The following is a 14,707-nucleotide window of genomic DNA, read 5'->3' on the forward strand; positions in this document are numbered from 1 at the left end:
CCCGGTGCGTAACCGGGTGGCTTCTCTTTCCCGAGACGTCGTGGCGGCGACTCACCGGAGGACGGGGTACTTCTGGACCAGCTCCACCGAGCCCCACCAGCGTCCGAGTCCCCAGGTGTCGCCGGCGAGGGCGAGACCGACGACGAGGACACCGAGAGCGCCGAGCACGTGCTCGTCGAGGACGGGGTTGTTGGCCGGCGGAAGGGCGACCGTCCACATCATCACGTAGAGCAGGACGCCAGCGGCGGCGCCGAGGCGGATGCCGATGCCGAGGATCAGGGTCAGCCCGACCGCCAGCAGACCCAGCATGAACAGGACATCCACCCACCACTGGCCTGCGAGTGCGTTGTAGAAGCCCTCGAACGGGCCGGTGGATGCGTTCGCCAGGTAGCCCTCGGTCGGGCTCCCGCCGTTGACCCATGCTCCCTCGCTCGGTGTCGCGTACCCGAGTCCGAACAGCTTGTCGACGAAGGCCCAGAGGAACGTGAGCCCGAAGCCGATGCGCATCGCCGCCAATCCCTTGGCGACCGCGCTCGATGTGACGGCGTGCTCCTCGTCGCGTGCGGCGAAGACCTTGGTGCGGCCGGCGAGGCCGGCTCGGGGGGTGGCGCTCATGGTGTCCTCCTGGATCGTTCTGACACCTTCATCCTCGAGCCGGCCGCAGGGTCCCCGTCAGAGCCCAGAGTCCCCGGTTCCCAGGACCTTGGTCACTGTTCGCGCGCCCCGCGCTGCCGCAGGCTGAGCGTGTAACCGCACCCAGGAGAGGTGAGACCGATGAGCACGACCGCACGAGCACCGCACCCCGTCACCGTCGGAGTCGACTCCAGCCGCGCGAGAACAGAGACGGGCGTACGCCACGGCATCGCCTTGGCGCGGATGCTCGACGTCCCGCTGTCGCTGGTCCACGCGTCCGCCCTGCCGTTCGAGGGCGTCGCCTTCACCCCGTACGAGGTGACCGCGGCACGCGAGGAGGCGACCGACGTCCTCGCACGTGCGGCCACGCTGGCGCGCTACCTCGCCCCCGACGTCCCGGTGCAGGTCCACCCCGTGCTCGGGTCGGTCGCGCTGGCCCTGGAGACGGTCTCGAAGGACTCATCCATGGTGATCGTCGTCCGCCGCGATGCGAGCATCGCCGACAGGTTGCTCAGCGGGAGCACCAGCTCGCGGATCGCCACCCGGGCAGCCTGCCCGGTCATGGTCGTCCCGTGCGACACCGACGCGCCGGCCGCCGGCCCCGTGGTCGTGGCGATCGACGCGGACTCGCCGTCGCACGGCGCGCTGACCTTCGCCTTCGCGAGGGCGCGCCACACCCACGCCGACCTCGTGGTCCTCCACGCCACCGCGCGAGGAGGGACCGAGCAGGGTCGACGCGCGGTGGGCGAGACGGTCGCCGGGTGGCGTGAGGACTACCCGGAGGTGGAGGTGACGACGCAGACGGTCGAGAGCTCGGCGTCGGACGCCTGCGCATCCGCGGCCCAAGGCGCACGCCTCCTCGTCCTCGGGCGCCACCGGACCACGGGGCACCGCATGCCATGGACCCGCTCGGTGGCCAAGGCGGTGCTCGCGCACACGGCCTGCCCCGTCGTCACAGTGCCGCACGACGCCGTCGACCTGGCCTACCACCCGCGCCCTCGCGCGATGCAGGCACCGGTCGGCCCCGTCTACTGATCGGCACCGCTCACACGTGCCGCTGCTCGTCCTCCTCGGCACGGCGGACCTCGGCTCCGAACACGGCAGCCTGGGTCCGCCGCTGCATCCCGAGCTTCGCGAGCAGGTTGGTCACGTAGTTCTTCACCGTCTTCTCGGCGACGAACATCCGCTCGCCGATCTCGCGGTTGCTCAAGCCCTCGGTGATCAGCATCAGCACCTCGCGCTCACGCTCGGTCAGCGCGTCGAGCCGCGGGTCGCCGTGCGAGGACTCCCGGTCTCGCAAGCGACGCATGAGCTGGGCGACCACGTGCGGATCGAGCAGCGAGCGACCTGCGGAGACCTCACGGACCGACTCGATGAGCCGCGACCCGAGCACCTCCTTGAGCAGGTATCCCGAGGCGCCGGCGAGGATCGCCGCATAGACGGCCTCGTCGTCGTCGTACGAGGTGAGGATCAGCGTCCGGATGCCCGGGTAGGAGACCTGCAGCTCGCGGCACACGTCGATCCCGCTCCCGTCGGGCAGCCGGACGTCGAGGACGGCGACGTCCGGGACAACCGACGGGATCCGCGCGAGCGCCTGGGCGACGTCGACCGCCTCACCAACGACGCGGATGTCGTCGGCGGTCTCGAGCAGGTCGGTGACCCCGCGTCGGACGATCTCGTGGTCGTCCACCACGAACACGCGGATCATGCGTCATATCCTTCGTCAGGGATCGGTGCAGCCCACCGCAGCGTTGTCCCGCCGCGCCCGCTCGTCACGCGGCACGTGCCGCACCGCGCCTCGGCGCGGCGGGCGAGGTTGTCGAGGCCGCTGCGCCGGGCGTCCTCAGGGACACCCCGGCCGTCGTCGTTCACCGTCACGACCACCTCACCCCCACGGACGACGCACCGCAGCTCGATGTGCTCGGCCTGGGCATGACGGCGTGCGTTCGAGACGCCCTCCCGTGCGACGGCCACGACGTCGTCCGCGAGCCCGTCGTCGAGCGCGAGGTCCACCGGCCCGTCGATCTGGAGCGTCACCGCGGTGCCGCCGTCGCCCGTCGCGGAGACGACCCGCCGGAGCCGACGGCGTACGCCTCCCTGCCCGGGGTCGGTGTCATGCAGCTCGAAGATCGTGCGACGAATCTGGCGGATCGTCTCGTCCATCTCAGCGACCTGGGCAGCGAGCCGGTCTCGCGGGGCGCCCACCGGGATGGTGGCGTGGACGCTCTGCAGCGTCAAACCACTGGCGAACAGCCGCTGGATCACGTGGTCGTGCAGGTCACGAGCGATGCGGTCGCGGTCCTCGAGGACGAGCATCGCCTCACGCGCTTGGCGAAGGTCGCGCTTGCCGAGCGCCAGCGCTGCCTGGCCGGCGAACGCCTCGGCCATCGAGAGGTCGGTGTCGTCGAACCGCGGCGGGCCGTCGCGGAGCACGACGAGAAGCCCGCGCGGGTCGTCGGCATCGACCAGGGGCACGAGCATCGCCTGCGACGCCGGCACGTCCGGCAGGTCCAGACCAAGCGGGGCGCACACGGCCGCGACGGTGCCGATCGTCGGCTCGACCGGGGCCGCCGCGGCGGTCGTCGTCCGTACTCCCACCAGCTCCTGACTGTGCGTCCCCGCAGCGCGAGAGACGGCGTACGTCCCGTCGCCTGCGGGCAGGAGCACCGCGACCAGCGAGGCACGAGTGAGCTCCTGGACCCTCACCGCGACGAGCTCCAGGGCATCGATGCCGTCGGGTGAGAGCAGCTCGCGTGTCACCTCCGCCGACGCCGAGGACCACGCCTCCCGGCGACGACTCTCGTCGTACAGGCGGGCATTGGCGATCGCCACTCCCGCGGTCTCGCCGAGCGCGCGGGCGAGCTCGGCGTCCTCCTCGCTGAACGTGCCGTGAGCGCTGTCGGTGAGGTAGAGGTTGCCGTAGACCCGACCGCGCACCTCGAGGCCGAGGCCGAGGAAGGACCGCATCGGCGGGTGCTCCGCGGGGAAGCCGGTGTAGTGGGGGTGCGTCGTGACGTCGTCGAGCCGGACGGCGGGACCTCCGTCGAGGAGGTCACCGAGCAGTCCGCGTCCACGCGGCAGGTGCCCGATCTGCGCCGCCGTCTCGTCGTCGATGCCCGCGTGGATGAACACCTCGAGCCGCCCGTCGTCGTCGAACACGCCGATCGCGCCGTACCGGGCACCGACGAGGTCGATCGCGGCGGTGACGATCCGGCGCAGGACCTCAGGGAGATCGAGCTCCTCGACCAGCGTCCGGTTGGCATCGAGGAGCAGCCGGAGACGATCGGCGGCATCCTCCACAACGTCGGCTCGACTCGTCACCCGTGTCCTCTCCGCTCTTGCTCGCGCTGATTCTAGGGCCGTACCGAGGTCATGGGGCGAAGCGAAAGAACCCGCCACCCTGGGAGAAGGGGGGCGGGTCCTTGCGACTCGCGGGGCGGCCTGGATCAGGCAGCGACCACGTTGATCTTGACCTTGGCGGTCACCTCGGGGTGGACGCGCACCTGCACGTCGTACGAGCCGAGGGTCTTGATCGGGTTGCCGATCTCGATGCGACGCTTGTCGACGTCGGCACCGGTGCCCTCGAGCGCCGAGGCGATGTCAGACACGGTGACCGCGCCGAACAGGCGACCCTCGTCGCCGGCACGAGCCTTCACCTTGACGGTGCTGTTCTCGAGCTTCTGCTTGAGCGCCTTTGCGTCGTCCAGGTCGTGGATCGAGCGGGCCTCACGGGCCTTCTTGATCGACTCCACCTGCTTGCCGGCACCACGCGTCCAACGGATCGCGTACTTGCGGGGCAGGAGGTAGTTACGGCCGTAGCCGTCCTTGACCTCGACGATGTCGCCGGGGGCACCGAGACCGGTGACCTCGTGGGTGAGGATGAGCTTCATGATTAGTCCCTTCCCCTACGATCAGCGACCGGTCGAGGTGTAAGGAAGCAGCGCCATCTCGCGAGCGTTCTTGATCGCGGTCGCGATCTTGCGCTGCTCCTGGACGGACACACCCGTGACGCGGCGAGCGCGGATCTTGCCGCGATCGGAGATGAACTTCCGCAGGAGGGTGGTGTCCTTGTAGTCGATATAGGTGATCTTCGCAGCCTTGAGCGGATTGCTCTTCTTCTTTGGCTTACGAACAACGGGCTTGGCAGCCATTGTGGTGCTCCCTTCCGGTGAGCCCGACCCGCAGGACGGGTCGGAATGACGCGGCGATCACATGATCGCCTTGGTTGTCGTTCAGATGCGCGGGCTCAGAACGGCGGCTCGTCGGTCGAGCCGGCCGGCGAGGCCCACGGATCGTTGCCAGCGTTGCCACCCTGCGGAGCGGGCGAGGACCACGGGTCGTTGGCCGGGGCCTGCTGGCCTCCGCCTCCGAACCCGCCCTGGCCGCCGCCCTGGGCGCCGCCACCCTGCTGGTAGCCACCGCCGCCGCCCCCACCGGAGCGGGAGGCCTTGGTGACCTTGGCAGTGGCGCTGCGCAGGCTCGGACCGACCTCGTCGACGTCGATCTCGAACACGGTGCGCTTCTCGCCCTCACGCGTCTCGTACTGGCGCGACTTGAGGCGCCCCTGCACGATCACACGCATGCCCTTCTGGAGGGACTCGGCCACGTTCTCCGCGGCCTGACGCCAGACGGCGCACCCGAGGAAGAGCGTGTCGCCGTCGCGCCACTCGCCGCTCTGGCGGTCGAACGTGCGCGGCGTCGAGGCGATGCGGAAGTTCGCGACGGCCGCGCCTGACGGCGTGAACCGCAGCTCGGGCTCGTCAACGAGGTTGCCGACGACGGTGATGACGGTCTCGCCTGCCATGTCTCTACTCCAACGGGTCGCGGGATGTCTGCTGGCTAGCAGTCAACATCAAGAGTCCGACACAAGCGACCCCGTGATCGCAGGCCGGGGAAAACCTCGGCGTGCGTCCTGAGGACGAGGTGTCGTACGTCCGTCACTTCTCGGGTCGCATGACCTTCGTGCGGATGACGGACTCGTTCAGCGTGAGCTGACGGTCGAGCTCCTTGACGGTCGCGGGCGTCGCGGTCAGGTCGACCACGGCGTAGATCCCTTCGGACCGCTTGTTGATCTCGTAGGCAAGACGACGCTTGCCCCAGATGTCGACGTTGTCGACGGTGCCACCGTCCTGACGCACCACGTTGAGGTACGTGTCCAGGCTCGGGGCCACCGTGCGCTCGTCGAGGTCGGGATCGAGGATCACCATGACTTCGTAGTGACGCAAGGCAACTCCACCTCCTTCGGTCTGTACGGTCACGGTCCTTCCGTGACAGGAGGGCTATGCATCGCGTTGCCCGGGCACCGTGGATCCGGCATGGGCCGGCAGTGGCCAGGCAACCGGATCAGTCTATCCGGCGGCACCACGGCGTCCCAAATCGCCGCATTCCCCGGGGGCGTGCATGATCGCTGCGTGGGGACGGTCTGGGTCTGGGGCACGGTCGCTGCGTCGTCGCTGCTGATCGGCGCGATCCTCGGAATGGCACGGCGGTGGAGCGACGGGGCCGTCGGGACCGTCCTGGGCTTCGGGGCGGGAGCGCTCATGGCGAGCATCTCGTTCGAGCTGTTCCCGGACGGCCTCGAGGTGGGCGGTGCGCTCGCGCTCGCGCTGGGGCTCGCCTTCGGCGCCTATGTCTTCTACGTTTCCGACCGGTGGGTCGAGCGGATCGGCGGGCGCTCGCGTGCGGGGGCGGCCGGACTGCCCCTGGCACTCGGCGCGTTCCTCGACGGCATCCCCGAGCAGGCGGCGCTCGGCATCGGGATCGCCAAGTCCGGCGGTGTCAGCGTGGCCCTGCTCGTCGCGATCTTCGTCTCCAACCTGCCCGAGGCGATCGGGTCGGCATCGGACATGCGAGAGGCCGGCTCGCCCCCGCGTCGGATCCTCCTGCTGTGGACGGGCGTGGCGCTCGTGTGCCTGCTCGGGACCGTCGCAGGGTACGCCGCCGCGAAGGCGACCCCCGCCGGGTTCGTCGGTGGGGTCGACGGGTTCGCCGCCGGCGCACTGCTCGTGATGCTCGTCGGCGCGATGATCCCCGAGGCTCAGGCGAAGATCCACGAGAGGGCTGGCCTGGCGGCGGTGCTCGGGTTCGCACTCGCCGCAGGCCTCGCTGCCACCACCCCCTGAGACCGTAAGGGCTACTCCGTGGCGATCGCCCGCAGCACGTTGAGTCGGGACGCCCGCAACGCAGGGAACAACGCCGCGAGCACGCCGACCACCGCCGCGATCAGCACGTAGACGAGCAGGGTCGCGTACGGGATCGACAGCTCGGTGATGCCGTCGTCCTCGAGCACGCGCTGCAGCACGATCCCGAACACCAGCCCCATCGCGATGCCGAGCACCGCACCCAGCACCGCGATCGCGACCGCCTCCAGGCGCACCATGCGGCGCAGCTGGCGCCGGCTCATGCCGACCGCCCGCAGGAGGCCGACCTCGCGGGTCCGCTCGATGACGCTGAGCGCCAACGTGTTGACGATGCCGAGGGCGGCGATGATGATCGCCAACCCGAGCAGCGCGTTGATGAGCATGAGGATCCCGTTGATCTGGTCGCGCTGGGACTCGATGAACTCGTCCTGCGTCTGCACGACCACGGTCGGGATGTCCGCGACCACGTCGCGTACGGGTTCCTCGATCTCAGCGCCCGTCACGCCCGCTGCCGCGTCGACCGCGACGAACGAGTCCTCGCGGGTCACGCTCACCTGGTCGACGAAGTCGAAGCTCGTGACGTACTCCGAGACGACGTTGGACGCCGGGAAGGTGCCCGCGATCCGCAGGTCGTGGTCGCCGGACTGCGTCGAGAACGTCAGGGTGTCTCCGACCTCCAGGCCCCGCTCGTCGAGCGTGTCCTCGCGGACCGCCACCTCCCCCGCACCCAACGTGTCGACGCTCGCGTCCAGCTCGAACATCGAGAACAGCTTCTCCGGATCACTGGCCGTCACGCCGGCGAACGACCCGTCGAGCCGGGCGGGCACGAACTGCGTCTCGACGACGTCGCCGACGCCGTCGATCTCACGGATCTGCTCCGCGATCGTCGGGGAGAACGGCGCGCCGACCGGGTTCATCAGGAGGAAGTCCGTCGTGAACTCCTCCTTGACGCCCGCGTCGACGGACTTGTTGACCGACGACCCGAGGATGCTCATCGTCGTCACCAGCGTCAGCCCGATCATCAGCGCCGATGCGGTCGCCGCGGTCCGTCGCGGGTTGCGCAACGCGTTCTGGGTGGCCATCCGCCCGACCAGGCCGAACGGGCGGAAGAGCCCGCCGAGCGCGACGAGCACCGGGTGACTGAGCAGCGGGCTCATCAAAGAGACGCCGAGGAGGATGGCGAACGCGCCACCACCGACGTACCAGGCACCGTTGTCCGCGCCGCTCAGCCCGAGCCACACCAGACCGGCGCCGAGCACGACGAGGATCGCGCCGACGAGCATGCGCACCCGCATCGACGACTCCGGCAGCGCCACGTCGTCGCGCATCGCCGCCACCGGGGCGACGCGCGCGGCGCGGCGGGCCGGCAGGTAGGCCGCGACCAGCGTCACGAGCACGCCCACCACGTAGCCGACCACCCACGTACGGGGAGCGATCACGAGCGGGGTCTCGCTCACGTCGAGGCCGAACGTCCGGAACAGCGCCGACAGGGCCATCGCGAGCACGATGCCGAGCAGCACGCCGAGCGTCGACCCCGCCAGCCCGACCACCAGCGCCTCGAGGAGGACCGAGCGGCTCACCTGACGCCGGGACGCACCCAGTGCACGCAGCAGCGCCAGCTCGCGGCTGCGCTGCGCGACGAGGATCGAGAACGTGTTGACGATCAGGAAGGTGCCGACGATGATCGCGATCGCCGCGAACACGAGCAGGATCGTCGTGAGGAACCCGAGGATCTCCCCGATCGTCTCCTCGGCCTCCGCGGCCGCCGTGTCACCGGTGACGGCCTCGAAGCCGTCGGGCAGCAGCTTGCTCGCGTCGTAGGCCAGCTCCTGCTGCGTCACGCCGTCGCGCGTGGTCAGCGAGACCTGGTTGTACGCGTCGCGTCCGTCGAGGAACAGGTCCTGGGCGTACGTGGTCTCGAAGAGCACCAGCGAGGCACCGGCCATCGACCCGCCCCCGAACTCGGCGAGACCGACCAGCTCGACGTCGAGCTGCGGCTGGTCTCCCGTCGAGACGAGCCGTACGGTGTCGCCGATCTCGTAGCCGCCCTTCTCGGCGCTGTCGGTGTCGATCGCGACCTCGCCGTCGGCGGTCGGCGCCCGGCCCTGCGCGATCTCGACCGCGGGCTCGCCCGTCATCGCCGGGGCGTCGTCGTAGTTGAAGGACAGTGTCGGCGGGCCGAAGCCTGTGACGAGCTTGCCGTCGGTGCCGACCAGGGTCAGCGCCTGGCTCGCCACCGTGCCGTCGACGCGCTGGGCGCCGGGCAGCTCGCGCAGCTCGTCGACCACCGTCGCCGAGACCGTACGGGTGTCGGCACTCGAATCCTCCTGCCAGCCGGCCAACCCCGCAGGACGGACCACCACGTCAGGGGTCGACCCCTTGACGATGCCGTCGAAGGACTTGCTCATCGTGTCGGTGAAGATGAGCGTGCCGGCGACGAACGCGACGCCGAGCACGATCGCGAACGCGCTCATCAGCAGGCGCACCTTGCGCGCCAGCAGGTTGCGCAGGGTCACGCGCAACATCAGGCGGCCCCACCCTCGAGACCAGAAGAACCGTCGACCGCCTCGCTGGCCGCGTCCATCGCCCGGGTCTGGATCGCACCCATACGCTCGAGGATCTTCTCGGGGGCAGGGTCGCGGACCTCGTCGACGACCCGGCCGTCGGCGAGGAAGACGACGCGGTCGGTGTAAGACGCCGCGATCGGGTCGTGGGTCACCATCACGATCGTCTGACCCAGCGTGCGGACGCTGTGCTGGAGGAACTTGAGCACCTCGGCCCCAGAGGTGGAGTCGAGGTTGCCTGTGGGCTCGTCGGCGAAGACGATCGTGGGCCGGCCGATGAGCGCGCGGGCGCACGCGACGCGCTGCTGCTGTCCGCCCGACATCTCGTTGGGGCGGTGGCCGAGCCGGTCGCGCAGGCCGACGGTGTCGATCACCTGGTCGTACCAGGCCTGGTCGGGCTTGCGACCCGCGATCGACAGCGGGAGCAGGATGTTCTCGTTGGCCGTCAGCGTGGGCACGAGGTTGAACGCCTGGAAGACGAAGCCGACGTCGTCACGCCGCAGCTTGGTCAGCTGCTTGTCGTTGAGGCGGGCCAGCTCGGTGTCGCCGATGAAGACCGTGCCGCTGGTCGCGGTGTCGAGCGCGGCGAGCAGGTGCATGAGCGTCGACTTGCCGGAGCCGGACGGCCCCATGACGGCGGTGAACTCGCCGGCGTACACGTCGATGCTGACCCCGTCGAGAGCGCGCACCTCCGCCTCTTGCTTGCCGTAGGTCTTGTGCAGGTCGACCGCTCGGGCGGCGACAGTGCGGGTCGTGGCGGACGCGGCATCGGGCATGGCACAACTCCTGGTGGGCGGGGTGTCCGTCCACGCTAGGACACGGCGGGGACACACCGATATCGGTTTTGCCCCTGGCGAACAGGGTCGGTCATCGGGGAAGACCCTGAGAGAAGACCCTGATACTGGTGCTCATGAGCGACCTGGAGCGCGATCCGCAGGAGATCACCTGCCCGCCCACCGACGGCCACGGTGCACCGGAGGTGCTGGAGCCGCGGCTCGTCCCGCTGGGCGGGCCGCGCGCGATGACCGTGCGCCGGACGCTCCCCCAACGCCTGCGCTCGCTCATCGGTGCCTGGTGCTTCGCGGACCACTACGGGCCTGACGACGTGCGCGAGACCGGCGGCATGGCCGTTCCTGGGCACCCCCACACCGGACTCCAGACCGTGACCTGGCTGTTCACCGGCGAGGTCGACCACGTGGACACGGTCGGCTCCGTCCAGCGAGTACGACCCGGCGAGGTGAACCTCATGACGGCGGGCCGCGGCATCGCGCACTCGGAGTACTCGACGCCCGAGACCACGCTGCTGCAGGGCGTCCAGCTGTGGACGGCCCTGCCGGACTCGGCCCGCTTCGCCGGCCGCTCCTTCGAGCACCACGTGACCGAGCCGGTGGCGCACGGTCCGGCGACCGTACGGACATTCGTCGGCTCGTTCGCCGGATCGGCCTCGCCGGTCACGACGTACACGCCGCTCGTCGGTGCCGAGATCGTGCTGCCCGCCGGCTCGGAGGTGCGCTTCGACGTCGACCCCTCGTACGAGCACGGGGTGCTGGTCGATCTCGGGCCGGTGGACGTGGACGGGACGACGGTTGCGCCAGCGGCACTCGCGTACCGGCCCGTCGGTGGGACGACGCTCGCCCTGCGCACCGGTGACTCCGACGGCCGCGTGGTCCTCATCGGCGGCGAGCCGCTGGAGGAGGAGATCGTCATGTGGTGGAACTTCCTCGGGCGCGACCACGACGAGATCGTGCGGTTCCGCGAGGAGTGGCAGGCGCAGGTCCACGGCGCGACCGGCCCCGCCACCGACGCGTACGGGCCGTTCCCCGACGTGTGGGGCTCCGCGGTGCTGCCCGCGCCGGAGCTGCCGCACACTCGGCTGAAGCCCCGCAAACAGCCGCCGCGCTGAGGAGACGGACCGTCACGAAACGCCGGTCGGCGCCGGTTAAGCACGCGCCGTGCCATGGGCCCTGCGGCTAGGCTGATCGCACGGAGCGGTCGAGAGGCGGTGCCCATGACAGCTGTCGCCGAGCCCGTGGTGGTGGACCACCACGTCACAGTCACGCGCCACAGGCGGACCGTGCTGGTGCTCAACGCCAGCTACGAGCCCCTGCAGCGGGTGTCGCTGCGGCACGCCATCCGGATGCTCGTGCGTGAGGTCGCCGTCGTCGAAGAGGCCCACCCCGAGGACCGCTTCGGGCCGTTCCCCGTGCCCAAGGTCCTGCGGCTCGTGCGCTACGTCGTGATGCGGTGGCTGCACGGGCGCGACCCGCTGTGCACGAAGACGGCGGTGAAGGCGCGCGACGAGCGCTGCGGCTACTGCGGCGGCCCGGCCGAGACCGTGGACCACATCCTCCCCCGCTCTCGCGGAGGGCTGCTCACCTGGGAGAACTCGGTGGCCGCCTGCCTGCGGTGCAACCACCGCAAGGGCGACCGGACGCCGGCGGAGGCGGGGATGACGCTGCTGGTCACCCCCGCCGTGCCCCACCGGTCGCCGCTGACGGTGCGCTGAGGCACCGCCAGCGGCGGGGGTCCGCTACTTGCGGACCTTGACCTTCACGGTGACGGTCTTGCCGGCGGCGTACACGTTGCCCGCGTAGGCGACCTTCACCTTGTACGTGCCCGGCTTGGCGAACTTCTTGAGCCGGACCACGACCTTGCCGTTGGCGCGGACCGTCGCGGTGCCGATCTTCTTGCCCTTGACGGTCACCACGACCTTGCCGGTCCGTGCGACACCCGTCGGCGTCGTGACCTGCACGGACACCTTCGCCTTGGTGCGCTTCGCGCGGACCTTGGTCGGCGCCACCTTGGCGCGGACGGCAGCCCGTGCCTTGGTGACGGTGACCGACACGCGACCGGACGAGGCCGCGCTGATCGCGTCGCCGCGGTAGGCGATCGTCAGCGCGTGCTTGCCCGGCGCCAGCGCGCCCTTGCGCACGGCGACGGTCGCGCGTCCGCCGGACACGGTCGCCGAGCCGACGACCTGCGCGCCGCGACGCACCTCGACCTTGCCCTTCGCACCCGCGACCGTACGGACGGCCACGCTCACCGACGGGGAGGCCCCGTACGCGCTGGTGCGGGCGGTCGCCGTCGTCGTCGACGCGGCCTTGGTGACCGAGTACGACGCGGTGGTCGAGGAGGGCTTGGCTCCGTCGAAGCCGAGGTAGGCGACCTCGACCTCGTGCGCCCCGACCTTCGCGGCCTTGGGCAGCGTGACGCGGGCCTTGCCGCCCTTCACCGTGCCGGTGCCGACGACCTTGTCACCGGCGCGCACCTCGACGGTGCCCTCGGCGGCGTTGTCCGACGCGACGGTCACGTCGACGACCGGCGCGGCGCCGTACGAGACCGGGCCGACCTTCGCCGTCGTGGTCGAGTCGCCCTTGACGTAGACGGTGGCGACGTGGAGGTCCTGGCCGGGCATCGCCGCGCACTGCAGCCAGACGTTCGGGATCAGTCCGTCCATGATCCCCGGCGTCAGCTTGGACAGGATCGCCATCTCCTGCGGGGCCGACACCTTGATCGCTCCCTTGTCGGGCCCGGTCACGGCGTCGAGCGTGCCCGTGGTCGGGATCCGGACTCCCTCGCTCGGGACAGGCCACGACACGTTGACGTCCTCGGCCCGCAGGCCTTCGAGGGGGGCGTCGTACTCATGCCCGGTCGCGGTCTCCTCGAGGTGGACCGAGGCGATCGACGAGCCGCCGACCTTGGTCTGCCCGAAGCCCATCGTGTCGAGCGTGTTGTTCCCGGCGAGCAGCTCGGCAAGGCCCTGCGGCATCACGAGGTCCACGTCGGTCGGCTCGGGGGTGAACACCTCGCCGGGGGCGATGCTGCGCGGCAGGTCGGCCCGCGTGTCGACGGTGAAGGCCATCGAGCCACCCATGACATAGTTCTGCAGCTCGGTGAACCCGGGAACTTCCTCCCCGGTCTCGAAGTCGCGCTCCTGCGGCTGACACTTGTAGCGCACGCCGTCGAGCACGCCGCGGACAGCGGTCTCCTCCACGACGTCCACCGTGATCGTCGCTGTCGCGGACGCACCCTCGTTGTCGGTGGCGGTATAGGTGAAGGTGTCCGTCCCGACGAAGGTGGGCTTGGGGGTGTAGGTCTGCTTGTGCCCGACACTCGGGTACTTCGCGAGATCTGGGAACTCGGTCCACCCGTCGGCGGTGACGTCAGCGGCGGTGAGGAACGGGGAGAGCGCCCCGTGCTTCGGGGCACCGTAGGTGATGCGCTGCGAGTCGTTGGCCTGTTGCCAGAAGTAGAACCGAGCGGCGTCGTCACGGACGTACGGCCACAGGTCGAGCGCCTTGCCCTTGCCGATGGTGAAGTGCAGGTCGCGCACCAGCGGCGCGTTGTTGACACCCTCGTACGTGACGGTGGCCGGCGGGCTGACCTGGCCGTCGGCGTCGGTGGCGGTGTAGGTGAAGCTCGCCGCGCCGCCCGCGGTGGTCGACAGCACCGCTGTCGCCCCGTCGATCGTGACGATCGCTGCCCCGGGCTTGGTCACGACCGCGAAGGTGTACGGAGCACGCCCGCCGACGGCCCGGAGGGTGACCGGGACCTTCGGTCCGTAGTCGAAAGCAGTACGGCCGACCTTGCCTGCGTCGACATCCTTCGCGATCGGGGTCGGGGAGGACTCCTCGACCTCAATCGCGGTGAGGATGCGGTCGGCTGCGACGGTCGGACCCGTGCAGTCCATCGTCGCGGGGAGGTCCTTCGCGGGCAGGCCCTCGGGCTCGGTGTAGACGACGGCGTTGACGAAGAACTGCTCAGGCATCGACAGCGTCGCGGTGCCGGTGAGCTCGGGCACGGTGATCGCCGGCACGGTCCCCTCGGTCGGGATCTTCCAGAGGCCGCCGGCCTTCTGCGGGATCGGCGTCTGCGGTGCCGACAGCCCGTCGATCAGGTACGACTGCGTCTGGCCCCCCAGCGCCATCACCACGGCTGCGTCCTCGGACTTGCCGCCGGCGGTCTTGCCACCGAGCAGCCCGACGGTCGCGTTGCGCAGGCTCTCCGGCATCGTGAGCGTGATCTGCGTCGTGCGGCTGGGCACGACCTCGCCCGGGTTGGCGGACTCGGGCACCTCGACCTGCGCGCGTACGCCGACGTCGTGCTTGCCGAGCGACAGACCGCCGGCGACGACGTGACAGTTGTAGGTGAAGCTCTTGTCGATCGGGCGGTCGTCTGCGGCTGCAGAACGCTCGGCGGCCGTGATCGGCGCCGCCGCGAATGCCAGGGTCCCGGCCGCGAGCGCGGTGGTCGCGACCGCTGCGGTGGACCGCCTCAGTCTGCCCGGGGGTGGGCATGACGAAGTAGACACTGAATCTCCCTCCAGAGAAACGTAGAACGCCGGGAGCAAAGCCGACGCACGTGGTGTGC

The 14,707-nt window shown here is 70.3% G+C and carries 14 protein-coding genes; 4 read left to right on the forward strand and 10 right to left on the reverse strand.

Features of this window, described 5'->3' with window-relative positions; genetic code table 11:
• Positions 1-51: 51 nt before the first annotated feature.
• Positions 52-615 (reverse strand): DoxX family membrane protein, encoded by a 564-nt coding sequence (locus ACFSDF_RS00795; RefSeq protein ID WP_167000670.1) that lies wholly within the window; start codon positions 613-615, stop codon positions 52-54.
• A 159-nt stretch (positions 616-774) separates the two neighbouring features.
• On the opposite strand from ACFSDF_RS00795, the gene ACFSDF_RS00800 reads away from it, so the two are divergent.
• Positions 775-1,668 carry a universal stress protein gene (locus tag ACFSDF_RS00800; RefSeq protein WP_167000672.1) on the forward strand — a complete coding sequence of 298 codons (894 nt, stop codon included), beginning with the start codon at positions 775-777 and terminating at the stop codon, positions 1,666-1,668.
• 10 nt (positions 1,669-1,678) lie between these two features.
• Here ACFSDF_RS00800 and ACFSDF_RS00805 read toward each other — a convergent pair whose 3' ends face one another.
• From ACFSDF_RS00805 to rpsF, 6 genes are all read right to left on the reverse strand, one after another.
• Positions 1,679-2,341 carry a response regulator gene (locus ACFSDF_RS00805; protein WP_167000674.1) on the reverse strand — a complete coding sequence of 221 codons (663 nt, stop codon included), beginning with the start codon at positions 2,339-2,341 and terminating at the stop codon, positions 1,679-1,681.
• Complete coding sequence (locus ACFSDF_RS00810) at positions 2,338-3,954, reverse strand: sensor histidine kinase (protein WP_377155674.1); 1,617 nt, start codon at positions 3,952-3,954, stop codon at positions 2,338-2,340. The genes ACFSDF_RS00805 and ACFSDF_RS00810 overlap by 4 nt, the downstream gene beginning before the upstream one ends.
• 125 nt (positions 3,955-4,079) lie before the next feature.
• The gene (rplI, locus tag ACFSDF_RS00815; protein ID WP_377155676.1) at positions 4,080-4,523 is read right to left on the reverse strand and encodes a 50S ribosomal protein L9; all 444 of its coding nucleotides are present in this window, start codon (positions 4,521-4,523) and stop codon (positions 4,080-4,082) included.
• 21 nt (positions 4,524-4,544) lie between these two features.
• Positions 4,545-4,784, reverse strand: coding sequence for a 30S ribosomal protein S18 (rpsR, locus tag ACFSDF_RS00820; RefSeq protein ID WP_139085704.1), 240 nt, complete (start codon positions 4,782-4,784; stop codon positions 4,545-4,547).
• 95 nt (positions 4,785-4,879) lie between these two features.
• Positions 4,880-5,437, reverse strand: a complete 558-nt coding sequence (locus ACFSDF_RS00825; RefSeq protein ID WP_167000680.1) for a single-stranded DNA-binding protein — start codon at positions 5,435-5,437, stop codon at positions 4,880-4,882.
• A gap of 133 nt (positions 5,438-5,570) precedes the next feature.
• Positions 5,571-5,858: a 30S ribosomal protein S6 gene (gene rpsF / locus ACFSDF_RS00830; protein WP_167000682.1), complete on the reverse strand. Its 288-nt coding sequence runs from the start codon at positions 5,856-5,858 to the stop codon at positions 5,571-5,573.
• Positions 5,859-6,044: 186 nt separating this feature from the next.
• Here rpsF and ACFSDF_RS00835 point away from each other — a divergent pair, with 186 nt between their 5' ends.
• On the forward strand, positions 6,045-6,755 hold the full coding sequence (locus ACFSDF_RS00835) for a ZIP family metal transporter (protein ID WP_167000684.1): 711 nt from the start codon (positions 6,045-6,047) through the stop codon (positions 6,753-6,755).
• Between the two features lie 11 nt (positions 6,756-6,766).
• On the opposite strand, the gene ACFSDF_RS00840 is transcribed toward ACFSDF_RS00835, so the two are convergent.
• Positions 6,767-9,298, reverse strand: a complete 2,532-nt coding sequence (locus tag ACFSDF_RS00840) for an ABC transporter permease (protein WP_167000686.1) — start codon at positions 9,296-9,298, stop codon at positions 6,767-6,769.
• The gene (locus ACFSDF_RS00845; protein WP_167000688.1) at positions 9,298-10,113 is read right to left on the reverse strand and encodes an ABC transporter ATP-binding protein; all 816 of its coding nucleotides are present in this window, start codon (positions 10,111-10,113) and stop codon (positions 9,298-9,300) included. Before ACFSDF_RS00845 ends, ACFSDF_RS00840 begins: the two co-directional genes overlap by 1 nt.
• A 134-nt stretch (positions 10,114-10,247) precedes the next feature.
• On the opposite strand from ACFSDF_RS00845, the gene ACFSDF_RS00850 reads away from it, so the two are divergent.
• Positions 10,248-11,240 (forward strand): pirin family protein, encoded by a 993-nt coding sequence (locus ACFSDF_RS00850; protein ID WP_377155681.1) that lies wholly within the window; start codon positions 10,248-10,250, stop codon positions 11,238-11,240.
• A 105-nt stretch (positions 11,241-11,345) separates the two neighbouring features.
• Positions 11,346-11,843, forward strand: coding sequence for an HNH endonuclease (locus ACFSDF_RS00855; protein ID WP_167249631.1), 498 nt, complete (start codon positions 11,346-11,348; stop codon positions 11,841-11,843).
• Positions 11,844-11,867: 24 nt separating this feature from the next.
• Here ACFSDF_RS00855 and ACFSDF_RS00860 read toward each other — a convergent pair whose 3' ends face one another.
• Positions 11,868-14,648, reverse strand: a complete 2,781-nt coding sequence (locus ACFSDF_RS00860) for a DUF6801 domain-containing protein (protein WP_167249629.1) — start codon at positions 14,646-14,648, stop codon at positions 11,868-11,870.
• Positions 14,649-14,707 lie beyond the last annotated feature (59 nt).

This window comes from Mumia zhuanghuii (assembly GCF_042681565.1).
Taxonomy (GTDB): Bacteria; Actinomycetota; Actinomycetes; order Propionibacteriales; family Nocardioidaceae; genus Mumia.

What these genes read in the sequence shown, in the direction of transcription:
- ACFSDF_RS00855 (WP_167249631.1), top strand. Translation starts at nt 11,346, where the DNA reads ATGACAGCTGTCGCCGAGCCCGTGGTGGTGGACCACCACGTCACAGTC.
- ACFSDF_RS00825 (WP_167000680.1), bottom strand. Translation starts at nt 5,437, where the DNA reads ATGGCAGGCGAGACCGTCATCACCGTCGTCGGCAACCTCGTTGACGAG.
- ACFSDF_RS00850 (WP_377155681.1), top strand. Translation starts at nt 10,248, where the DNA reads ATGAGCGACCTGGAGCGCGATCCGCAGGAGATCACCTGCCCGCCCACC.
- ACFSDF_RS00805 (WP_167000674.1), bottom strand. Translation starts at nt 2,341, where the DNA reads ATGATCCGCGTGTTCGTGGTGGACGACCACGAGATCGTCCGACGCGGG.
- ACFSDF_RS00840 (WP_167000686.1), bottom strand. Translation starts at nt 9,298, where the DNA reads ATGTTGCGCGTGACCCTGCGCAACCTGCTGGCGCGCAAGGTGCGCCTG.
- ACFSDF_RS00800 (WP_167000672.1), top strand. Translation starts at nt 775, where the DNA reads ATGAGCACGACCGCACGAGCACCGCACCCCGTCACCGTCGGAGTCGAC.
- ACFSDF_RS00795 (WP_167000670.1), bottom strand. Translation starts at nt 615, where the DNA reads ATGAGCGCCACCCCCCGAGCCGGCCTCGCCGGCCGCACCAAGGTCTTC.
- ACFSDF_RS00845 (WP_167000688.1), bottom strand. Translation starts at nt 10,113, where the DNA reads ATGCCCGATGCCGCGTCCGCCACGACCCGCACTGTCGCCGCCCGAGCG.
- rpsR (WP_139085704.1), bottom strand. Translation starts at nt 4,784, where the DNA reads ATGGCTGCCAAGCCCGTTGTTCGTAAGCCAAAGAAGAAGAGCAATCCG.
- rplI (WP_377155676.1), bottom strand. Translation starts at nt 4,523, where the DNA reads ATGAAGCTCATCCTCACCCACGAGGTCACCGGTCTCGGTGCCCCCGGC.